At 32.5% G+C, this 20,802-nt stretch carries 23 protein-coding genes and 1 riboswitch; of the genes, 21 read left to right on the top strand and 2 right to left on the bottom strand.

Features of this window, described 5'->3' with window-relative positions; genetic code table 11:
* The first annotated feature begins 5 nt into the window (after positions 1 to 5).
* From ACCQ40_RS00400 to ACCQ40_RS00320, 17 genes are all read left to right on the top strand, one after another.
* Complete coding sequence (locus ACCQ40_RS00400; RefSeq protein ID WP_410032147.1) at positions 6 to 1,211, top strand: M20 metallopeptidase family protein; 1,206 nt, start codon at positions 6 to 8, stop codon at positions 1,209 to 1,211.
* A 90-nt stretch (positions 1,212 to 1,301) separates the two neighbouring features.
* On the top strand, positions 1,302 to 2,672 hold the full coding sequence (gene trkA / locus ACCQ40_RS00395; RefSeq protein WP_410032146.1) for a Trk system potassium transporter TrkA: 1,371 nt from the start codon (positions 1,302 to 1,304) through the stop codon (positions 2,670 to 2,672).
* Complete coding sequence (locus ACCQ40_RS00390) at positions 2,669 to 4,108, top strand: TrkH family potassium uptake protein (RefSeq protein WP_410032145.1); 1,440 nt, start codon at positions 2,669 to 2,671, stop codon at positions 4,106 to 4,108. The genes trkA (ACCQ40_RS00395) and ACCQ40_RS00390 overlap by 4 nt, the downstream gene beginning before the upstream one ends.
* 91 nt (positions 4,109 to 4,199) lie before the next feature.
* Positions 4,200 to 5,570: a Trk system potassium transporter TrkA gene (trkA, locus tag ACCQ40_RS00385; protein ID WP_394012125.1), complete on the top strand. Its 1,371-nt coding sequence runs from the start codon at positions 4,200 to 4,202 to the stop codon at positions 5,568 to 5,570.
* Between the two features lie 2 nt (positions 5,571 to 5,572).
* Positions 5,573 to 7,033 (top strand): TrkH family potassium uptake protein, encoded by a 1,461-nt coding sequence (locus ACCQ40_RS00380; RefSeq protein ID WP_394019953.1) that lies wholly within the window; start codon positions 5,573 to 5,575, stop codon positions 7,031 to 7,033.
* Between the two features lie 42 nt (positions 7,034 to 7,075).
* Positions 7,076 to 7,179: riboswitch (TPP riboswitch) on the top strand.
* 48 nt (positions 7,180 to 7,227) lie between these two features.
* On the top strand, positions 7,228 to 8,031 hold the full coding sequence (thiD, locus tag ACCQ40_RS00375) for a bifunctional hydroxymethylpyrimidine kinase/phosphomethylpyrimidine kinase (protein WP_410032144.1): 804 nt from the start codon (positions 7,228 to 7,230) through the stop codon (positions 8,029 to 8,031).
* A gap of 352 nt (positions 8,032 to 8,383) precedes the next feature.
* Positions 8,384 to 9,418 carry an ABC transporter substrate-binding protein gene (locus ACCQ40_RS00370; RefSeq protein ID WP_410032143.1) on the top strand — a complete coding sequence of 345 codons (1,035 nt, stop codon included), beginning with the start codon at positions 8,384 to 8,386 and terminating at the stop codon, positions 9,416 to 9,418.
* Positions 9,419 to 9,427: 9 nt separating this feature from the next.
* On the top strand, positions 9,428 to 10,492 hold the full coding sequence (locus ACCQ40_RS00365) for an ABC transporter ATP-binding protein (protein WP_410032142.1): 1,065 nt from the start codon (positions 9,428 to 9,430) through the stop codon (positions 10,490 to 10,492).
* A complete protein-coding gene (locus tag ACCQ40_RS00360) occupies positions 10,492 to 11,316 on the top strand; it encodes an ABC transporter permease (RefSeq protein WP_410032141.1) in 825 nt (274 codons plus the stop codon). The genes ACCQ40_RS00365 and ACCQ40_RS00360 overlap by 1 nt, the downstream gene beginning before the upstream one ends.
* Positions 11,313 to 12,107, top strand: coding sequence for an ABC transporter permease (locus tag ACCQ40_RS00355; protein WP_394012113.1), 795 nt, complete (start codon positions 11,313 to 11,315; stop codon positions 12,105 to 12,107). The genes ACCQ40_RS00360 and ACCQ40_RS00355 overlap by 4 nt, the downstream gene beginning before the upstream one ends.
* 191 nt (positions 12,108 to 12,298) lie before the next feature.
* Positions 12,299 to 12,739 (top strand): 50S ribosomal protein L13, encoded by a 441-nt coding sequence (gene rplM / locus ACCQ40_RS00350; RefSeq protein ID WP_410032140.1) that lies wholly within the window; start codon positions 12,299 to 12,301, stop codon positions 12,737 to 12,739.
* Positions 12,740 to 12,749: 10 nt separating this feature from the next.
* On the top strand, positions 12,750 to 13,142 hold the full coding sequence (gene rpsI, locus ACCQ40_RS00345) for a 30S ribosomal protein S9 (protein WP_394012109.1): 393 nt from the start codon (positions 12,750 to 12,752) through the stop codon (positions 13,140 to 13,142).
* Between the two features lie 72 nt (positions 13,143 to 13,214).
* The gene (locus ACCQ40_RS00340) at positions 13,215 to 13,865 is read left to right on the top strand and encodes an epoxyqueuosine reductase QueH (protein ID WP_394012107.1); all 651 of its coding nucleotides are present in this window, start codon (positions 13,215 to 13,217) and stop codon (positions 13,863 to 13,865) included.
* 61 nt (positions 13,866 to 13,926) lie between these two features.
* Positions 13,927 to 14,232 carry a hypothetical protein gene (locus tag ACCQ40_RS00335; protein ID WP_394012105.1) on the top strand — a complete coding sequence of 102 codons (306 nt, stop codon included), beginning with the start codon at positions 13,927 to 13,929 and terminating at the stop codon, positions 14,230 to 14,232.
* On the top strand, positions 14,229 to 14,738 hold the full coding sequence (locus tag ACCQ40_RS00330) for a ferritin (protein ID WP_394019961.1): 510 nt from the start codon (positions 14,229 to 14,231) through the stop codon (positions 14,736 to 14,738). Before ACCQ40_RS00335 ends, ACCQ40_RS00330 begins: the two co-directional genes overlap by 4 nt.
* Positions 14,735 to 15,442, top strand: a complete 708-nt coding sequence (locus ACCQ40_RS00325) for an aldose epimerase family protein (protein ID WP_394019963.1) — start codon at positions 14,735 to 14,737, stop codon at positions 15,440 to 15,442. Before ACCQ40_RS00330 ends, ACCQ40_RS00325 begins: the two co-directional genes overlap by 4 nt.
* 110 nt (positions 15,443 to 15,552) lie before the next feature.
* On the top strand, positions 15,553 to 15,825 hold the full coding sequence (locus ACCQ40_RS00320; RefSeq protein WP_394019965.1) for a hypothetical protein: 273 nt from the start codon (positions 15,553 to 15,555) through the stop codon (positions 15,823 to 15,825).
* A 33-nt stretch (positions 15,826 to 15,858) separates the two neighbouring features.
* Here ACCQ40_RS00320 and ACCQ40_RS00315 read toward each other — a convergent pair whose 3' ends face one another.
* On the bottom strand, positions 15,859 to 16,683 hold the full coding sequence (locus ACCQ40_RS00315) for an HAD family hydrolase (RefSeq protein WP_410032139.1): 825 nt from the start codon (positions 16,681 to 16,683) through the stop codon (positions 15,859 to 15,861).
* 49 nt (positions 16,684 to 16,732) lie between these two features.
* Positions 16,733 to 16,966, bottom strand: coding sequence for a glutaredoxin family protein (locus ACCQ40_RS00310; protein ID WP_394012095.1), 234 nt, complete (start codon positions 16,964 to 16,966; stop codon positions 16,733 to 16,735).
* Positions 16,967 to 17,049: 83 nt separating this feature from the next.
* Here ACCQ40_RS00310 and srtB point away from each other — a divergent pair, with 83 nt between their 5' ends.
* From srtB to ACCQ40_RS00290, 4 genes are all read left to right on the top strand, one after another.
* On the top strand, positions 17,050 to 17,829 hold the full coding sequence (gene srtB, locus ACCQ40_RS00305; protein ID WP_410032138.1) for a class B sortase: 780 nt from the start codon (positions 17,050 to 17,052) through the stop codon (positions 17,827 to 17,829).
* On the top strand, positions 17,829 to 18,731 hold the full coding sequence (locus ACCQ40_RS00300; protein WP_410032137.1) for a DNA-3-methyladenine glycosylase family protein: 903 nt from the start codon (positions 17,829 to 17,831) through the stop codon (positions 18,729 to 18,731). Before srtB ends, ACCQ40_RS00300 begins: the two co-directional genes overlap by 1 nt.
* Positions 18,732 to 18,810: 79 nt before the next feature.
* Positions 18,811 to 19,356 (top strand): TIGR01440 family protein, encoded by a 546-nt coding sequence (locus tag ACCQ40_RS00295; protein WP_410032136.1) that lies wholly within the window; start codon positions 18,811 to 18,813, stop codon positions 19,354 to 19,356.
* Positions 19,357 to 19,423: 67 nt separating this feature from the next.
* Positions 19,424 to 20,800 carry an NAD(P)/FAD-dependent oxidoreductase gene (locus ACCQ40_RS00290; RefSeq protein WP_410032135.1) on the top strand — a complete coding sequence of 459 codons (1,377 nt, stop codon included), beginning with the start codon at positions 19,424 to 19,426 and terminating at the stop codon, positions 20,798 to 20,800.
* Positions 20,801 to 20,802: the final 2 nt, after the last annotated feature.

Genomic DNA, 20,802 nt, shown 5'->3' with positions numbered 1-20,802 from the left:
TTATAATGATTAACAAAAAATTAAAAGAACTCATTTATAATGATGAAGAGAAAATTATAGAACAAAGAAGACACTTACACCAAAATCCAGAACTTGCTATGCAAGAAAGAGAAACCAATGATTTTATAAAAAAAGAATTGGAATCTTATGGACTTACTGTAACCCAACTTGACCCGACAGGACTTATTGCGGAAATAAATCCAGATAGTGATGGTAAAACAGTTTTACTTCGTGCGGACTTTGATGCCCTACCTATAGAAGAAACTAACGATTTTGATTTTAAATCTAAAAATGCCGGTAAGTCTCACGCTTGTGGTCACGATACTCACACAGCTATGCTTTTAGCTGCTACAAGATCATTAATTGAAATAAAAGATGAACTTCCTGGCACAGTTAGACTTTTATTCCAACCAGGTGAAGAAACTGGTGATGGAGGAAAAGCAGTAGTAAAACAAGGAGTTACAAAAGGGGTTGATAGTGGTTTTGCCATTCACATTTTCACAAACATTCCCCTTGGATATGCTGCAACTGGATATGATCAAGTGATGGCCGGAAATTACTTTTTTGATATAACCTTTAAAGGCAAATCTGCCCACGGTTCTACTCCATATGATGGGAATGATGCCATCATGATGCTAAATACTTTTATAAATGGTGCTAATGGAGCGATGGCTAGAAAAGTAGATGCCCTAAATGAACCAATTGTCTTAAATTACGGAACTATTTCAGGTGGGTCAGTAGCAAATGCTGTAGCAAGCGATGCAAAACTTACAGCAAGCTTTAGATTTTTTACCAATGAATCAGCTGATAAATTCTTAAAAGAGCTACAAGAAATAGCAGATTCATCAGCAAAACTTTATGGCGGCAGTGCAGAATTTACTTACAACCAAGGGGCAGGTCCGGTTATAAATGAAAAAACTTCTACTGATACTGCTGTGAAAGTTGCAAGAGATTTATTTGGTGATGACCATGTTAAAACTGATTTAAAGGTAACAGGCTCTGAAGACTTTGGATTTTTACTAGCAGGTTATGAAGATTTTGAAGGTATGCCTGGTTCTTATATGATAATAGGTGCGATGAATCCAGATGATCCATCAACATTTCCAAAAAACCATGCCCAAGACTTTAACCCAGATGAAAAAGCATTTAAAGATGGCGCTTTATTATTAGCCCAATATGCTTATGAATTTTTAAATCAAGATGATAAATAAAATTATAAAAATATGAGGCCTAAGGCCTCTTTTTTATTTTAATTATCTCATATTTGTTATAAAATATAATTATATTAGAAAGGATACATAATGAGAATAGTTATAATGGGGGCAGGCTCTGTTGGATCTTACATAGTTTCGATTCTAGCAGAAGAAGGCCATGATATATTGATTATAGAAAAAGATCCAGATGCATTAGAATATGTTTTAGCAGAAAATGATGTTATGGGTATCCTAGGCGATGGAACAGACCCAGAATTACTTCGCGAAGCGGAAGTAAAAGATGCGGATTTTTTTATCTCGCTTGCAGATGATGATGAGGTAAATATAGTTGCTGGCAATATGGCCAAGGTTTTAGGGGCAAAATTTACTATTGCCAGAGTCCGTTCTCCAAAATATGAAAAAAATAATGACTTTATGAAAACTTTTATGGGTATAGACCACTTTTTAAATCCAGAAATGCTTTCAGCAAGAGAAATAGAGCTTACCCTAGGGTATGGAATGGCAAGTTCAGTAGAAGCCTTTTTTAAGGATAAGGTAGAAATGATTCAGTTTCGTATAACAAAAAATTCAAATCTCGCTGGAAAAACCTTAGCAGAGCTAACTACTTCTGGTTTATTAGATAAACTTTTAATTACAGTAGTAGATAGGGGAGATAATATTTATATACCAGCAGGAGATTTTAGGATAAATATCGATGACAATATCCATGTCATAGGCACACCCCATGATTTAAGAAAACTTTATTTAAGAGAATTTGGTAAGGAAACTGACATAAATTCTTCACTAATAATAGGAGCATCCAAAATATCCTATTATCTAGCAGAAAATATTTTGGCCAAGGGCTATGATGTGAAAGTTATAGAAATAGATGAGGCCAGAGCGCGCGAATTTCACCACCTTTTGCCAAATGCTATTGTAATCCACGGAGATGGGGCAAATTCGACATTTTTAGCAGAAGAAAACTTTGAAGATTATGATTCAGTAATTGCCCTAACAGGAATAGATGAAAGGAATGTTTTGATTGGTCTTTTAGCACAAAAAACTGGCATATCAGAAGTAATAACTAGAGTAGATAATAAGGATTTACTGAGATTAACCGGAGTTTTAGATATAGATATTACTGTAACTCCTATAAAAGAAGCGGCAAATCACATTCTAAGGATAATTCGTAGCAAGGAAGATGCTAGTGAATTTTCAATATCAAGCCTCTACCTTTTAGAAGATAATAAAGTAGAAGCAGTTGAATTTAAAGTCTTAGCAGGATCAAAAATAATTGGCAGACCTCTTTCTAGTATAAAATTAAAAGATGCTACCATAATTGCCTTTATACAAAAGGCGAAAACTGAAGAAGTTATTACTGCAAATGGTAGGTCAATTATAGAAGAAGATGACCTGGTAGTTGTGATTAGCAAACACAGGGCCTTTAAAGATATTGATGATATTTTGGAGGAACGATGAATAAAAATTTTATATTAAGCTCCATTGCTAGGTTAAATATGATGTTTGCAGGTCTTATGATGTTTCCATTTTTAGTTGGAATAATCTATAAAGAGCCTCTAAGCTACCGCCTTAATTTTCTAATCCCAGCTATAATTATTTTATTAATTGGTTATATATTAAAAATTAAAACTACCTTTAAAAAAACTTTTAATACCAAGGATGCCTTAACTCTCGTGGCCTTATGTTGGATACTTTATTCGTTATTTGGAGCTATACCATTTTATTTATATCCTAATGATTTTAATACTTTTTTTGATGCTTTTTTTGAATCCGTTGCAGGTTTTTCGACAACCGGGGCTACTATCGCAAGAGATGTAGAAAGTTTGCCACATTCCTTAATTTTTTGGAGGTCTTTTGGTCAATTTATAGGAGGGCTTGGAATTATTTCCCTAACCGTAGCTATCCTTCCTAAGCAAAGTAAGAAATCAACAATGATTTTAAAAGCAGAGTCTGTTGGACCAACTTTTGGGAAAATTACACCCAGAGTTTCTGAACAATCAAAAGTCCTTTATACAATTTATATAACCATGACTTTAATAACCATAGGGCTTTTGTGGATAGGAGATTTAAATTTATTTGACTCAATAATTTATGGATTAGGGGCAGCTGGTACTGGTGGCTTTGCTAATAAGGACTTATCCATAGGTTATTACAATTCTACTTATACAGAGATTATCCTAGCCATATCAATGTTTTTATTTTCTGTGAATTTTAATATTTACTATGCGGCATTTTTTAAGAAATCTAAAAACTTTTTAAAATCTGAAGAGTTAAAGTGGTATTTAATTATGCTTTTAGTCTCTATGGTTCTAATTTTTGCTAATACCTTTAATATATATGAAAGACTAGGCAGGCAAATGGTTGATGTGGTTTTTGCTGTAACAAGTATGTCATCTACCACAGGTTATGTTGGTAACAATACTTCTGCTTGGCCAATTTTTTCTAGGATTATTTTAGCAGGATTGATGTATATTGGTGGTATGGCTGGATCTACGGCTGGCGGACTTAAAATGTCTAGATTTGTTTTACTAGTAAAATCTGCTAGTAACCAATTTAGGATGACAATAAATCCTAACCGTATAACAGTCGTTGATTTTGAAGAAAAAACTGTAGATGAAAGAATTCAACAATCGGTAATGAGCTATTTTATTATCCACATTCTTATCTTTTTTGCCTTATTTGCCATAGTTGCTATAGATATAAATGATTTTTTGGAGGTCTTTACGGCAGTTGCTACAACCTATAATGGCCTAGGTCAATTTGGAGAAGCCCAAAGCTTTTATGAACTTAGGGAGACAAGTAAGTTTGTTTTATCTTTTGCTATGCTTTTAGGTAGGCTAGAAATTTATCCTCTATTATTATTGTTAAGCCCATCAACTTACAAAAGAAAATAGAGTATTAAAATTATTAGCAAATAGAGTATAATTTTTTCATATTTGATTTTAAAGATAAAAATGCTATACTAATTAGGCTTAGGAGGATTGTATGAATATTATAATTTTGGGAGCAGGAAAGGTTGGTTCCCATTTAACAAATGAATTATCCTTACAAGATCATAATATTTTAGTAATTGACCATAATAAGGATGTATTAAATAGATTACTTGAACAAAATGATGTAATGGCTTTGGTGGGTGATGGAACTGACCTTGATATTTTAGAAGAGGCCAATGTAGGAAATTGCGATTTATTTATAGCTCTTACAAGAGATGATGATACAAATTTAATATCAGCAGCTCTGGCAAGGTCTTTAGGTGCACAAGAAATTATAACAAGACTTCGTGATCCAAAGTATATAAGTCACTTAGATCAAATCCGAGAAATATCTGGATCACAACTGGTTATAAATCCTGAATACCTGGCAGCCAAGGAAATTCAAAGATCAATAAAATACTCCCATGCACGAAATGTACAAAGCTTCCTTGAAGAAAGAGCTTTGATTATTGAAATTACCATAAATCCAAATTCAAGATTAAACGGACTAAGACTAAAGGATGCAGATTCTTATTTAAATCAATTTGATGTATTAATAGGAATGGTAATTGAAAATGAACAAGTTTACATACCTAATGGTGACTTTATCCTAGAAGTAGGACAAAAAATTTATGTTATGGGTAGCAAAGATGATGTAGACTTATTCTATAAAGCTGAAATTCCAGAGAATATTAGGATGAAAGATATTCTAATTATAGGAGCAAGCAATATTACTTATCATCTGACCCGTCTACTACTTGAAAGACACTTTAACGTAACAATCATTGAAATTAACAGAGAAAAAGCCATTGATATCCAAGAAAAATATAGTGAAGCAATAGTAATAAATGCGGATGGTTCCGATCCAGATATTTTGGAAGAAGCAAGAATTGATAGTTTTGATGCAGTTATTTCACTAACTGGTATAGATGAAGAAAATATACTAATAGCCTTAATTGCTCAAAGATATGGTATTGATAAAATAATTTCAAAAGTTAATAGAACAAATTTATTAAAATTAACAGGAATATTAGATATAGATGCTACCTTTACTCCAAAGTCTGCAGCAAGTAACTACATTAACAGAATCATTAGATCTAGATATGATGCTAGAGGTCTTTCTTATTTAAATAATCTTTATAAACTAGAAGGAGATCAAGTAGAAGTTTTAGAATTTGAAGTTGGTGAAAATTCTAGAATATTTAACCAAAGGCTTAAAGATGTAAATATAAGACCTGATACTTTAGTAGCTATGATAGAACATAGTGAATTAAATGGGCAAATAGAAGTAGCAACTGGTAATTCAATAATTGATATGGGGGATAGAGTTTTAATAATTACAAAAAGTAAAAATATTACCCAAATCGATGATATATTGGAGTAAGTATGAATTTAAAAATAATTAACAATGCCATAGGTAGGCTCTTACAAGTACTTGCAGTACTCATGATTCTGCCCTTACTTATAGCATTTATCTACCATGAAAGTACAAGTGATAAAATAAATTTTTTAATTCCTATAGTTTTATCAGGTGTTATTGGAACAATTATGGCAAGGGCCGGCAGTGAAAAAGGTCATATTTTTACAAGAGAGGCTATGTTTACTACTGCCTTTTGCTGGGTGCTATATTCATTAATAGGAGCTATTCCCTTATACCTAACACCTAGTAATTACCCATCATTTTTAGATGCTTTTTTTGAAATGGCAAGTGGATTTACAACTTGTGGGGCTTCAGTAGCTACAGACATAGATGTATTACCACATTCTATAATATTTTGGCGTTCTTTTTCCCATTTAATTGGTGGTATGGGAATCTTAGTATTTACCCTTGCAATTTTACCAAAGCAAAACAAAGAATCATCAAACCTTATGCAAGCGGAAGTCCCAGGGCCAACCTTTGGTAAGATAACACCCAAGCTTGCAGAAACTGCCAGAGTTTTATACATTTTATATATTGCCCTAACTGCAGTGACAACTATAGCCTTGCTTTTAGCTGGTATGAATTTATTTGATTCTGTAATTTATGCTATGGGGACAGCTGGAACAGGTGGTTTTGCTAACCGTGGACTTTCCGTAGCATATTATGATTCAAGGGTGATAGAAGTAATCCTTGGAGTAGCCATGCTACTTTTTGGTATAAACTTTAACCTTTATTATTATGCTATCTTTAGATCTGTAAAAGATAGTTTAAAATCAGAAGAACTTTGGACCTATCTTGCTATTATAGGTGTATCAAGTATTTTAGTTTTTGTATCAATCCTGCCTTTATATAATAGTGTAGGATATGCGGGGGCAAATTCATTTTTCACTGTTTCTTCTATCATAACAACCACAGGATATGTATCAGCAGATTTTGGTCAATGGCCATTATTTGCAAGAAATATTTTAATCATCCTTATGTTTATTGGGGGATGTGCAGGCTCAACTGCAGGAGGTCTAAAGGTATCTCGCATAATCATGATATTTAGATCAGCAGTTAACCAAGTAAAACAATCTCTAAACCCAATGAGAGTTACGGTAAATAGACTTGACGGAAAAAGGGTAGATGATGATGTAGAAAGAGCTACAAACAGATACCTACTTATGTATATACTTTTATTTATTATATTTTTAATAATTATAACCTTTGATACAAACGACTTTGAAACAGCCTTTACAGCAGTAGCCACAACTATAAATAACATTGGGCCAAATATCGGCCAATTTGGACCTATGGAGACCTTTGCAGGTATGTCCTACTTATCAAAATTTGTCTTAACTTTGGCTATGCTATTTGGTAGGTTAGAGATTTACCCAATGTTACTGCTATTTTCACCATTTACTTATAAAAATATTAAAAATAAATAGATTGACAAAAATTTACTTATTTAATAAAATATAAGTGAATTAAATAGATTTGTAGGGAGCTTTGTAAAAAAAGCTGAGAGGATGGTAAACCATCGACCTTACCTGATTTGGGTAATGCCAACGTAGGAAAATTTTGTTAATCGTTATAGAATACCCTTGGGGTATTCTTTTTTTTATAAAAATAGGAGGAAAATATGAAGACAGCTCTAACAATTGCAGGATCAGATTCTTCTGGTGGTGCAGGTATTCAAGCAGATCTTAAGGCGATGACTTTAAATGGAGTTTTTGCTATGAGTGCTATAACAGCATTAACTGCCCAAAACACAACAGGGGTTACAGATATTATGGATGTAAGCCCAGAGTTTTTAAATTCTGAGCTTGATGCCATTTTTACAGATATTTACCCAGATGCTATAAAAATAGGCATGGTCTCTGATAAAGATTTAATTATTGCTATTGCTGATAAATTAGTAGAATATAAAGCAAAAAATATAGTTCTAGATCCGGTAATGGTGGCAACAAGCGGGGCAAAACTTTTAAAAGATGATGCTATAGAAACTTTAAAAGAAAAACTAATTCCTATTGCTGACCTTATCACTCCAAATATCCCAGAAGCAGAGATACTTGCCGATATGGAAATTAAAAATGATACAGATATGGAAAATGCTGCAGAAAAGATGGCGAATGAACTGGGTGTAAGCGTTCTTTTAAAGGGTGGCCACTCAATAAATGATGCAAATGATGTTTTATTTGAAATTGATTCACTAAATATTACATGGATTAATGGGGAACGCATAAAAAACGAAAATACCCATGGAACTGGATGTACACTTTCATCAGCGATTGCTGCAAATCTTGCTAAAGGAAAATCTTTAGAAGAAGCGGTAAGGAATGCAAAAAAATATCTAGAAGGTGCCCTAAAAGATGGGCTTAACTTAGGAAAAGGTAGTGGGCCTATGAATCATGCCTTTGATATAAAGGATGAGTACAAAAAATAATTTTAATAAGTATTTATATTACAACAATTATAAACATTATTTCATAAAAAAGAGTTTGACATTTGAAATATTAATCTTTATAATTGGGGTAGTTACAATCTAATAAAAATAAAAATACATTAAGAACACTTGTGGGGTAAGAACTGGTGGGGCAACTCACATTTAGCCATACTTTAAACTCATTTATATGGTTAAAACTCACAACCACAAGGGGCAATTTGCTAAATCCTGATAATAAACTTCATACCTAGAGGGTTTAAATAATGAGTAAGTAGGTATGATTATAAAATCCTTGTTCAAAATAATGTGCAAGGACTTTTTTTGTCTATTTTTAAAAATAAAAGGAGGGCCTATGAAAAAAAGAATTTTGTTGCTGGCAATGATTTTGCTAAGTCTTAGCTCATGTACAAGTAAAAATAAAAACCAAGTTGTAGTTTTTAACGCTGGTGAATATATGGATATGGATTTAATAGAACAATTTGAAGAAGATACTGGCATAGACGTAGTTTATGAAACATTTACATCTGATGAGGAGATGTTTATAAAACTTTCCCAATCATCAAATAACTACGATGTAATAGTACCAAGTGATTATATGGTAGAAAGACTACTTAAAAATGATATGTTAGAAAAAATTGATTTTTCAAAGGTTCCAAACTTTAAATATGTAGATGAAAAATATAAGGGCCTTGCCTATGATCCTAAAAACGAATACACAGTTCCATACTTTGCCTCCCATTTTGGCATAGTTTATAACACAGATATTATAAAAGAACCCATAACAAAATGGGCAGACCTATGGAATCCTAAATATAAGGGTGAAATAATAATGTATGACTTGCCAAGACTTTCTATGTCAGTAGCCCTTCAAAAACTTGGTTATTCTATAAATACAAAGAATATGGAGGAGCTAACAGAGGCTAAAAATGAATTAATTAAACAAAAACCATTAGTATATGCCTATCTAACAGATGAAGCCCGTGATCTAGTTGTCCAAGGAGATGCAGCTATAACAGTAATGTATTCTGGAGATGCACTATTAATGAGAACTCAAAATCCAAATTTAAAATACGTTACCCCTGAAGAAGGTATGAATATGCAGGTGGATAACCTTGCTATACCAAAAGGAGCAAGAAATAAAGAAAATGCAGAGACATTTATAAATTATTTCACAGATCCAAAAATAGCCACAGCAAATGCTGAGTGGATGGAAGGCTTTACCAGTGTAATAGACGGAGTAAGGGAAAATCTACCAGAGTATATAGCGGAATCAGGAGAAGCCTATCCGGATTTTTCAAAACACCCAGAGCCCGAAATGTTTAAAGACCTAGAAGATTATATGCAAGTTTATAATGATTTTTGGGTGGAAGTCCTAGCAGCTTATTAGGAGGTAAAAATGAGCGAAGTTTTGCAATTAAAAAATATAAATAAATTTTATGATGAAAAACAAATCCTAAAATCTATAGATTTAGATGTAGAAAGAGGCGAATTCTTAACCCTAATCGGCCCATCTGGTTGTGGGAAAACAACAACTTTAAGGATAATAGGAGGATTTGAAAAACCTGATAGCGGAGAGGTTATTTTTGAAGAAAGAGATATTTCAAATATCCCTCCAAATGAGAGAAATATAAACACCGTTTTTCAAAACTATGCCCTTTTTCCTCACCTAAATGTTTTTGATAATGTAGCCTTTGGCCTTAGGATAAAAAAGACTAAGGAAAGTGAAATAAAGAAAAAGGTAGAAAATGCCCTGGCCCTAGTAGACTTAGAAAATTATGGAAATAGGGATATTTCAAGATTATCAGGTGGACAAAAACAAAGGGTAGCCATTGCCCGAGCTTTAGTAAATGAACCAGAAATTATTTTATTTGACGAACCTCTGGGAGCGCTAGATTTAAAATTAAGAAAAAGAATGCAAATTGAGCTTAAAAATATCCAGCAAGAAGTGGGTATTACATTTATCTATGTTACTCACGACCAAGAAGAAGCTCTCTCTATGTCGGATAAAATTGCAGTTATGAATAAAGGAATCATCGAACAATACGGCACTCCTCAACATATTTATGAAGAACCAGTAAATGCTTTTGTGGCAAATTTCCTTGGAGATTCAAATATCTTTAGGGGCAAAATGGTGGATAGATCAAAGGTGAATTTCTTAAACCACGACTATCCGTGTGTAGATAAGGTAGAGCCTCGCAAGGATGTAAGTGTTATGTTGCGTCCAGAATATTTATATTTATCAGAAAATGCAAATTTAAAGGGAAAAGTAGTAAGGTCTATGTTTAAAGGAACTTATTACGATATTCGTGTTAGTGGAGATGATTTTTCTATAAATGTTCATCACCCAGAAGATATTGCCCTTGGTACTAATGTTTGTGTAGCCATAGATGCAGATGCTATCCACGTTATGGAAGAGCGTGTAAGTCAAAGCGAATTAGTAGAGCCTAACGGAGTTATTTAATGAAAAAATATTTAAATATTTACCTGGTTTGGGCCGGAGTTTTTATAATCTTACCCCTAGTTTTAATACTTTTTTATTCCTTTAATGGGTCAGGGTCTATTGCCTTTGAAAATTTTAGTTTTAGTCTTACAAACTATAAGAGATTTTTTGAGCCTTTATATTTAAAGATGCTTGGTATTACACTTTTGATATCCTTTTTGGCAACTCTTGGCTGCCTAATAATCGGCTATCCGGTTGCTTATATCATTTCAAAAATGGATGAAACTATTGCTTCATCACTTATTTTTGTTTTTATAATGCCAATGTGGATTAACCTTTTGCTTAGAACTTATGGTTGGATAACCCTCTTAGGAAGAAATGGGGTTTTAAATAGGTTTTTAGCTTCCATTGGTAGCGGGCCTTTAGGTATTATGTACACTCCTACTGCTGTAGTTTTGGGAATGATTTATGAATTTTTGCCTTTTATGGTTATACAAATTTATAATGCCTTAAGAAAAGTAGATAAAAACCTCATTGATGCTGCCCTAGACCTAGGTGCTGATAAGAAAACTATATTTAGAAAAGTAATCTTTCCTCTATCATTACCTGGAGTTTATACTGGAATAATCATGGTATTTATCCCAGCTATTTCCACTTTTGTTGTTTCAAACCTACTTGGTGGTCAAAAAGTTTATATGATAGGAAACCTAATTGACCAACAATTTACTTTTACAGGTGATTGGGGCTTTGGATCAGCAACAGCAATTATCCTCATGCTTATTTTATTCCTAGCCTTATTTATCCAAAGAAGATTTGGTAGAGACCTAGAGGGGGATATAGTATGAGAAAATTTTTAGAACGTCTATATACAATTATTGTTTTTATATTTTTGTATGCGCCAATTGTGGTGATGATTGTATTTTCCTTTAATGATAGTAAATTACGTGGCCGCTGGGTAGGTTTTACAACTGATTGGTATAAGGAACTTTTTTCTAATCCAGAGATAATATCTGCTGTTAGGACAACTTTGATAGTAGCAGTAGTTGCTACAATTATTGCAACAATTATAGGAACATTATCTGCTATTGGGATTTCTGAGCTGCGTGGTAGAAAGAAAAATATGGTTTTAAATATAAACTACCTACCGGTATTAAATCCAGATATTATAACAGCTATTTCCCTAATGGGTTTATATGGATTTTTAAAACTAAATTTAGGTTATATAACACTAATCTTATCCCACGTTATGTTTTGTATACCATATGTAGTTTTAACAGTTTTGCCAGCAGTGGAATCTATGGATAAAAATATTATAGAAGCTGCCCTTGACCTAGGGGCAACTCCTTCATATGCAGTAAGAAAGGTTTTAATACCAAATATTAAAAATGGTATTTTTGCAGGAGCTTTGATATCATTTACCCTATCCCTAGATGATTTTGCTATATCATATTTTACATCTGGAAATGGAGTATCAAACCTATCTATGACTATATATGCTATGGCAAGGCGTGGTATAAATCCATCGATAAATGCCCTTTCTGCTATTATTTTTGTGGTAGTATTTATATTTTTACTTATCCAAAATAGAAAAGTTCTTATGGGCAAGGAGAAAAATCCAACCAGTTTTATGCCATAAATCCTTGACAATAAGGGAAAAGTATAGTAATATATATCAGTCGACTAAGAAGTTTCTTTTATGAAGCTTTTCGATCAAATCGCGCTTCCTGTAAGCGATTTTAAAAATAAATGTCAGGACGAGTACAGCCGCCACCTATCAGTTGCGGTGTCTAAATATGGTAGGCGAAAAATTTTATAGGAGGAATATTGATGAAATATCAAAAAACTTACACTCCAAGTGCAAACGACATTGAAAGAAAATGGTATGTTGTTGATGCTGAAGGAGCTGTTTTAGGACGTCTTGCTACCGAAGTGGCAGCAATTTTAAGAGGAAAACACAAACCTACATTTACTCCAAACATGGACATGGGAGATTATGTAATTGTTGTTAATGCTGACAAAGTTAGACTTACAGGTAATAAAGAAAACCAAAAGGAATACAAAAGATACTCAGGTTATGCTGGTGGTTTAAAAATCACATCTTACAAAGATATGATGGATAAACACCTAGAAAGAATCGTTGAACATGCAGTTGTTGGTATGCTTCCACACAACAAACTAGGTCGCCAAATGGCTAAAAAACTTAGAGTTGTTGTAGGTCCAGACCACAATCACGAAGCGCAAATGCCTGAAAAATTGGAATTAAAGTAAGGAGACTTAAATGGCAGATACAATTATTCAATCAACAGGACGTAGAAAAACTTCTGTTGCCAGAGTTACATTAAGACCAGGTAGCGGAAATATTCTAGTAAATGGTAGAGATATAGCAGAATACTTTGATTTTGAAACTTTAAGAATCGTTGCAAAATCACCACTAACACTTACAGAAAACGAAAATAGCTTTGATATCAAAGTTAATGTAAATGGTGGTGGATACAATGGTCAAGCAGGAGCTATCAGACACGCAATCGCAAGAGCTCTTCTTGAAGTAAACCCTGATTACAGGCAAGCTCTAAAAAGAGCAGGTTTTCTTACTCGTGACCCACGTAAAAAAGAAAGATACAAACCAGGTCAAAAGAAAGCAAGAAAATCTTCACAATTCTCAAAAAGATAATATTACGAAACTTACAAGCACATACCAGTTATGTGCTTTTTTTATTAGAAATTCTAAAGGTATAATTATTTTATGAATAATATAAACTACAACCTAGAAATGGAAAAAATAATAGATAAAAATAGAAAAGATGGTATAAAACCCAGCCTGCTTATGCAAGTATGTTGTGCTCCTTGCTCAACAACGGTTATGCATAGGATAAAGGATGATTTTGATATAGATATGTACTTTTATAATCCTATGATATATCCTAGAACAGAACTAGAAAAAAGAAGTGACTATGTAGGAGTTTTAGCAAAAAGAATAGGCCTAGATGGAAAGGTCATAGTTCCAGAAAATGATGTAAGAGATTTTTATGAAATAGCTAAAAAAAGAAAAAATACACCAGAAGGTGGCAATGCTTGCTATGATTGTTACAAGTTAAGGCTAGAAGAAACTGCGAAATATGCAAAAGATAAGGGTTATGATTACTTTTGTACAACCCTTTCCATATCCCCTTACAAAAATTCCAAATGGATAAATAAAATAGGCGAAGAATTAGAAGAAAAGTATGGAGTAAAATACTTATATTCTGATTTTAAAAAAAGAAACGGATATCAGATGTCCATAGAGCTTTCTAAAAAATATCAACTATATAGGCAGTCATATTGCGGATGTGTTTTTTCCTATAATGAGATGAAAGAGCACAACGAAAAAATGGCTGACGAAAACACAAGTGAATAAACTTGTGTTTTTTTTACGTATTTTGGGTATCCTTATAATACGAAAATTATGAGGTTTGTTTATGAAAAGTATATCTTTAATCAAAAAAATTGAATATAAAGATGATTTATCACAGACCTATCCTGTAACATTTGTTATAGATTTTGACTATGATAAAGAAAAAGCAAAGAGTGTTTTTAATGAAATAAAAAATCAAGCCTTGCTTGCCTACGATACATTAACATTAGGCAATAATTCATTTACAATCCACATTCCGCTTACTAGCATACCAAAAATTACTCAAATCTTATCATCATATAAGTTTAATTTTTACGGTGTGTATGTTTTGTATGACAATTATTTAGAAGATGAAAGAGGTATAAAATGAGTGAAGTATTAGATTTATTAAATGAGCAAATGAACTTTGAATTTGAATCAGCATATATTTATAAGGCAATGAGTGCTTTTACAGATGATCTTGACCTAGATGGTTTTACAAAATGGTTAGATATCCAAGTAGAAGAAGAGGTAATGCATGGAGAAGGTATGAGAAAATTCCTTCAATCTGTAGGTTATAAACCTCATTATAAAGCTATCCCAGAACCAAAAAATGATTATAGAACTATTCTTGAAGTTATAAAAACTGCGCTAGAACACGAAAAAGAAGTTACTCAAAGAATAACAGAAATTTCAAATAAAGCACGTGATGAAGATGCAAGAGTATTTTCATTTATTCAATGGTATATAGATGAGCAAGTAGAAGAAGAAGAAAACTTTACAAAAATGCTAACTCGCCTTGAAAGAGTTGGTGATGACTGGCATTCAATCTATATGCTAGATCAAGAACTAGGCCAAAGAGGACCAGCAGAAGAACCACAAATTGCAAATGTATGAAAATTAGCCTAAAAAACTCACTTGCCAGCCTAGAAGTAAATACAAATGGTGCCTATATTGATAACTTCGAAGTAAAAGATATACCGATATTTTTTCCAAAAGTTATGGTAAAAATTGGTGATATTTTAAAAATAAGAGGTGGCATGCATGTTTGTGCTCCTAATTTTGGCATAGATGAGAAAATAAGTACCCTTCCACCTCATGGTTTTGGAAGGGATTTATTATGGGAAGTAGTAGAGCAAAAAGAAGATTTTATAAAACTTACCCTTGATGGGATAGGTGATTATGAAAATGTAAAATTTATCTTAAGCTATAAGTTAGAAGGCCCTAGCTTATTTTTAAAATTAAACATAGAAAATAACTCTGATGAAGAAAAGCTCGTTGCTCCAGGCTTTCACCCATATTTTTATTCTGACCACCGTCCGATAACTATTAGCGGAGAAAATATAGATAACGATGACTTACCAAAAAGTATTTATGATAGTAAAAAAGATCAAGCTTTTATAGTAAATGGTAGCAATATTGAGATAAAAGGTATAGAAAATATTAACCAATATGTATTTTGGTCAGATTTTAAGGGAGATTACATTTGTGTAGAGCCAACATATAGGGGTAATGCCTTTGAAGATTTGAGTAAAGAAGTTTATAAACTTAAAGCTAAGGATAACTTTTCTATAGCTTGTGAGATAAAAGTTGACATATAGTAAGATAGAATTTAATATTTTTAAAATATGTTTAAACATTCTGAAAGTATGGTATAATATAGTTAAGATATTGAAATATTATTTTAAGATATTTCGGAAAGGAAAAGTATATGTTAACTACAATTTTAACTTTTGCCCTAGGAGCTTTTATATTTTCCCTAGTGTTTAAAATTATTTTTGGTGTTTTAGGCCTAGTATTTAAATTAGTTGGAAAAGCCTTATTATTGCCATTTCTATTAATTGGAGGCATACTTTTCTTACCTATAATCATACTGGGACTAGGGGTTGGACTTATAGTACAATTTTTACCGGTAATTATAACTGGTGGAATAATTTATTTTGTCTATAAAAACTTTTTTGCAGAAGAAAAAAGATATTGGTAAAAGAAAAAACTGACTAATCATTAGTCAGTTTTTTTATTGCTTGTTATTAAAAACATGGGCTTCAATTGCTTCTGCAACAGCACCATCATTATTTGTAGCAGTAGTTACAAAATCTGCAACTTCTTTTACTTGTAAGTGAGCGTTTGCAACTGCAACGCCAATACCTGCAGCTTCTATCATGGCTACATCATTGTAGTTATCACCAATTACCAAGGTATTTGCCATATCAATGCCATAGTTACCACAAACTTTTTTAAGGGCTGTAGCCTTGTTAACATTTTTTGCGTTTATTTCCATGTACATATCAGATGAATAAGCTATTTCACAACTGTAATCAGTTATTTTAGCTATATCTACTTCTAATGAATGTAGGAAATCTATATCATTATTTTTTATTAAGGCCTTTAATAAGATTTCATCTTTTAGAAAATCAATATTATCTCCATCAATTTCTTCAACCCTAGTTTCATTTGTATATTCGTTTGACTCCTCAATTGGGTCAAGGTTTATTGCATATTTACGATCTAGAGTATAGACGAAAAATTGTAAATTGTTTTTATAAGCGTATTCAAATACATTTTTAGCATATTCGAATTCTAATGGCATAGAGTCAACGATTACACGATCTTTTGCCCTTAAGGTTATAGCACCATTACAGCAAATGATGTATCTATCATCACGAATTACACCGGCTTGGTCGGGAATTTGATTTAATTCATATGGTCCACGTCCAGTAGCCAACATTACTTTTATGCCTTGATTTTCTGCTTTGGCTATGGCTTTTCTATTTATCTCTGGTACATTTTTTGTATCATCTACCAGAGTTTCATCTATATCAGATGTTATTAGTTCTATCATAATTGCTCCTTATTTATTTTATTCCCAATTGAGCAAAATATAGGGCAGATTATTTATTTTCCTTTAAAAATTCTATAATATCATCTGATTCGTATAAGTACTCACCATCGTGGTAGAGGCATGGGATTTGTCTTTTACCACCTTTTTCGATTAATTCGCGCATAGCATCGCGGTCATTTTCTATATTTACAACTTCAATTTCTATATTATTTTCTTCCATAAAGCTTTCTACTTTTTGGCAGTATGGACAGATTGTTCCTACAAATAATTTATAATCACTCATTATTTTTCTCCTTATATTTGTTTTCATAATATCTTCATTATGGTATATTATACTAATAGTAACTAAATTTTAAAGGTGGTAAGATGAAATCTAAAGTAATGAGTGTCGTTAGGTTTTTCCTCATCCTTGTAATACTTGCTTGTATTGCAATTTTAGGAAAAAGACTTCTAGATTACAGAACAAATGCAAATAATAATAAAGAATTAGCAAATGTTGTTAAGGAAGTAGAAGATGAGATGAATCATGATCAGGGTGATTCTACTGAAGCTATTGATCCTTGGGAGCAAAAACACCAACACTACATAAAAGTAATGGATGCACTTGCAAAAAAATATAATAATGATGATATAGTTGGATTTATCGATATTCCAGATGTGGGGATTTCTTATCCTATCCTTCAAGGACCTGATAATGATTTTTACCTAAGACGTGGAATAAATAAAGAATATGACATAGCTGGATCAATATTTATTGATATGAATAATAAACCAGATTTTAATGATGATAATACAGTTATCTATGGTCACCACTTAGAGATAAATTCTATGTTTACTCCTCTTGACCAATACAGAAAACAAGATTTTGCCCAAAATCATACTACAATTTATTTGGCGACTAAAGATGAGCTTCGTGAATATCAAATATTCTCAGCCTACGGTATACCTGCAGATTATGCTTATAGAACTTTATATTTTACAAATAGAGATGATGTAGTTCCATACTTTAACCAACTTAGAAGCAATTCTGAAGTAGAGCTACCTAGTGATTCATTTACTCCAGAAAGTCAAATTATTACTTTATCAACCTGCCAATATGATTATGCAGACCAAAGACTTGCAATTCATGCAGTTAGGGTGAAATAATGAGATATAAATTTGAAGAAAAAAATGAAATAAATATCAAAGAAACAAAGGATGGATTGGTTTTAGTCCACGATTCCTTTAATCCAACCCACATATTTGAGTGTGGTCAATGTTTTAACTTTAATATCGAAGAAGATGGGTCATATACAGCAGTACATCTTGGAAAAATTATAAATGTACTAGCTAGAAAAGATGATGTACTTATCAGAAATATTTCTTTAGATGATTTTTATGAAATATTTTATGACTACTTTGACCTAGGAACTGACTACAATCAGATAAAAAAAGATTTATCGTCCAATGAAATACTAAAAACTGCCTCAGATTATGGCGATGGCATCCGTATCTTAAACCAAGAGATGTTTGAGACAGTTATTTCATTTATTATTTCTGCAAATAATGGTATTACTAGAATAAAAAATTCTATAAGAATTATTAGCGAAAGATATGGAGATTTTATTGGTGAATATATGGGCAGAGAATATTATGCTTTCCCCAAACCAGAAGTTTTAGCAAAGGTAGATCCACTAGAACTACGAGAATTTGCTAGAGTTGGCTTTCGTGATGTAAGAATTGTAGAAGCAAGCAGGATGGTAGCGGATGGATTTTTGGATTATGAAACTGACCAAAAACTCAGTACACAAGAATTAAAAGAAAAATTAATGCAAATGCCAGGTATAGGACCAAAAGTTGCTGACTGTGTGCTTTTGTTTACTTACCATAGACGCGAAACTTTCCCAGTAGATGTATGGATAAAACGTGTTATGGAAACACTTTTTATAGGTCATGAAGTTCCGAAAAAACAAGTAGATAATTATGCTCGAGAATTTTTTGGGGATCTTGCAGGCTATGCCCAACAATATCTATTTTATTATGGTAGAGAAGAAAAAATAGGAAAATAACCTTAAGAATAGTCTTAGGGTTATTTTTTGTATCCAAAATTTTTATATAACGTATAATAAAAATAAGGAGAGTGTTTAAATGCAAGATATAAATAAGATTAAAGAACAAACTTTAAATGTAATAAGTGAGTTAATAAAAGAAGCAGATTTAAAAGAAAATGATATCTTAGTTTTAGGCGGCTCAACCAGTGAAATAGGTGGAGGTAGCATTGGAAAAGATTCTAGTCTAGAGATTGGTAATGCGGTTATAAAAGAAGTTTTAAATATAACTGGTAAAGAAAATATAAACTTAGCAGTCCAAGGATGTGAACACCTTAACCGAGCATTAGTAATTGAAAGAGAAGTAGCAGAAAAAAATAATTTTGAAATAGTATCTGTAATTCCAGCTCTTCATGCAGGTGGGGCAATGTCTCTGGCTGCCTTTAGTCAAATGAAAGATCCAGTTATGATTGAACATGTCATAGCAAAGGCTGGTGTTGATATTGGTGATACTGAAATAGGCATGCATGTAAAGTTTGTCCAAGTACCTCTAAGACTTAAAGAAAAATATATAGGTAAGGCAAGAGTTACAGCACTTAAATCTCGTCCAAAACTAATAGGTGGCGTACGAGCTATCTACGAATAAATTTTATTGTGCTTTGTGATTAAACTTGTATAATACATGAGGCAAAAAATAGAATTAAGGGGAAACTATGCAAAATTATGATGTAATAGTAGTTGGTGCTGGGGCTGCTGGAGCCTTTATGGCCTATGAATTTAAAAAATTAAATACTGATAAAAAAGTATTAATAATAGATGGTGGTAGGCAAGTAGCTAACAGATCTTGCCCTATTACTGATGGAAAAGTTGACCACTGTATACATTGTAAGCCTTGTAATATTATGTACGGCTTTGGTGGGGCTGGTACACTTTCAGATGGCAAATACAATATAACAACAAGTTTTGGTGGTGATCTACACGAGTACATAGGCGAAGATAAAGCCATGGAGTTAATGGAATATGTTGACTCTGTTTTAATGGAATTTGATGGAGGAGACTTAGAATTATATTCTACAGATAAAAATGATTTAAAAACCAGATGCCTCCAACATGACCTCCACTTATTAGATGCAAAAGTACGCCACTTTGGTACAGAAAGAAATAAAATTATTTTACAAAAAATATATGATTATGTAAAAGACCAAATTGACTTTAAATTTAAAACCATGGTAACGGATGTCATTTACGAAAACGAAGTCTACACTCTAAAAACTAATGATGGTGAAACTTATACATGCAAGGACATAGTTTTAGCTGCAGGTCGTTCTGGTTCAAAATGGATATCAGAAGTTTGTGATAAATTTCAAGTACCAACTCGTAAAAATCGTGTAGATATCGGTGTGCGTGTAGAAGTGCCAGCTGAAGTATTTAAACACATAACAGATGATGTATATGAGGCAAAGATCATGTATCAAACCAAACAATATAACGATGTGGTACGTACTTTTTGTATGAATCCATATGGTCAAGTGGTTGTAGAAAATACAAATGGTATTCAAACTGTAAATGGTCACTCTTTTACAGACCCAAAACTTCAATCAAAAAATACAAACTTTGCTCTACTGGTAACCAATAAATTTACCGAGCCTTTTGAAGATTCAAATGAATATGGAGAATCTATAGCAAGACTTTCAAATATGCTAGGTGGGGGAGTTTTGATGCAAAGATTTGGAGACTTGGTAAAGGGGCGCCGTTCATCTGAAAGACGTATGGCAAAATCATTTACTAAACCAACATTAAATGCAACTGCTGGGGACCTATCACTTGTTATGCCAAAAAGACAACTTGATGACATTATAGAAATGATTTACCAGTTAGATAAAATTGCTCCAGGTATGGCCAATGATGACACTCTTTTATACGGAATAGAAGTTAAATTTTATAATTCTGTAGTAGATGTTGATAGTAATTTTGAAACCAAACAAAAGGGTCTATACTGCTTAGGTGATGGATCTGGAGTAACCCATTCACTCTCTCAAGCATCAGCATCTGGAGTTGAAATGGCTAGAATATTAAGTAAGGAAAATTAAAG

Origin of the sequence: Anaerococcus cruorum (genome assembly GCF_046365495.1) — a bacterium.
Taxonomy (GTDB): domain Bacteria; phylum Bacillota; class Clostridia; order Tissierellales; family Peptoniphilaceae; genus Anaerococcus; species Anaerococcus cruorum.
Note: the sequence above shows the minus strand (reverse complement) of the source record. Positions and strands in the feature narration are given on the sequence as shown.

Excerpts from the sequence above, each read along its gene's own strand:
- ACCQ40_RS00400 (WP_410032147.1), top strand. The coding sequence starts at position 6 with ATGATTAACAAAAAATTAAAAGAACTCATTTATAATGATGAAGAGAAA.
- trkA (WP_410032146.1), top strand. The coding sequence starts at position 1,302 with ATGAGAATAGTTATAATGGGGGCAGGCTCTGTTGGATCTTACATAGTT.
- ACCQ40_RS00390 (WP_410032145.1), top strand. The coding sequence starts at position 2,669 with ATGAATAAAAATTTTATATTAAGCTCCATTGCTAGGTTAAATATGATG.
- trkA (WP_394012125.1), top strand. The coding sequence starts at position 4,200 with ATGAATATTATAATTTTGGGAGCAGGAAAGGTTGGTTCCCATTTAACA.
- ACCQ40_RS00380 (WP_394019953.1), top strand. The coding sequence starts at position 5,573 with ATGAATTTAAAAATAATTAACAATGCCATAGGTAGGCTCTTACAAGTA.
- thiD (WP_410032144.1), top strand. The coding sequence starts at position 7,228 with ATGAAGACAGCTCTAACAATTGCAGGATCAGATTCTTCTGGTGGTGCA.
- ACCQ40_RS00370 (WP_410032143.1), top strand. The coding sequence starts at position 8,384 with ATGAAAAAAAGAATTTTGTTGCTGGCAATGATTTTGCTAAGTCTTAGC.
- ACCQ40_RS00365 (WP_410032142.1), top strand. The coding sequence starts at position 9,428 with ATGAGCGAAGTTTTGCAATTAAAAAATATAAATAAATTTTATGATGAA.
- ACCQ40_RS00360 (WP_410032141.1), top strand. The coding sequence starts at position 10,492 with ATGAAAAAATATTTAAATATTTACCTGGTTTGGGCCGGAGTTTTTATA.
- ACCQ40_RS00355 (WP_394012113.1), top strand. The coding sequence starts at position 11,313 with ATGAGAAAATTTTTAGAACGTCTATATACAATTATTGTTTTTATATTT.
- rplM (WP_410032140.1), top strand. The coding sequence starts at position 12,299 with ATGAAATATCAAAAAACTTACACTCCAAGTGCAAACGACATTGAAAGA.
- rpsI (WP_394012109.1), top strand. The coding sequence starts at position 12,750 with ATGGCAGATACAATTATTCAATCAACAGGACGTAGAAAAACTTCTGTT.
- ACCQ40_RS00340 (WP_394012107.1), top strand. The coding sequence starts at position 13,215 with ATGAATAATATAAACTACAACCTAGAAATGGAAAAAATAATAGATAAA.
- ACCQ40_RS00335 (WP_394012105.1), top strand. The coding sequence starts at position 13,927 with ATGAAAAGTATATCTTTAATCAAAAAAATTGAATATAAAGATGATTTA.
- ACCQ40_RS00330 (WP_394019961.1), top strand. The coding sequence starts at position 14,229 with ATGAGTGAAGTATTAGATTTATTAAATGAGCAAATGAACTTTGAATTT.
- ACCQ40_RS00325 (WP_394019963.1), top strand. The coding sequence starts at position 14,735 with ATGAAAATTAGCCTAAAAAACTCACTTGCCAGCCTAGAAGTAAATACA.
- ACCQ40_RS00320 (WP_394019965.1), top strand. The coding sequence starts at position 15,553 with ATGTTAACTACAATTTTAACTTTTGCCCTAGGAGCTTTTATATTTTCC.
- ACCQ40_RS00315 (WP_410032139.1), bottom strand. The coding sequence starts at position 16,683 with ATGATAGAACTAATAACATCTGATATAGATGAAACTCTGGTAGATGAT.
- ACCQ40_RS00310 (WP_394012095.1), bottom strand. The coding sequence starts at position 16,966 with ATGAGTGATTATAAATTATTTGTAGGAACAATCTGTCCATACTGCCAA.
- srtB (WP_410032138.1), top strand. The coding sequence starts at position 17,050 with ATGAAATCTAAAGTAATGAGTGTCGTTAGGTTTTTCCTCATCCTTGTA.
- ACCQ40_RS00300 (WP_410032137.1), top strand. The coding sequence starts at position 17,829 with ATGAGATATAAATTTGAAGAAAAAAATGAAATAAATATCAAAGAAACA.
- ACCQ40_RS00295 (WP_410032136.1), top strand. The coding sequence starts at position 18,811 with ATGCAAGATATAAATAAGATTAAAGAACAAACTTTAAATGTAATAAGT.
- ACCQ40_RS00290 (WP_410032135.1), top strand. The coding sequence starts at position 19,424 with ATGCAAAATTATGATGTAATAGTAGTTGGTGCTGGGGCTGCTGGAGCC.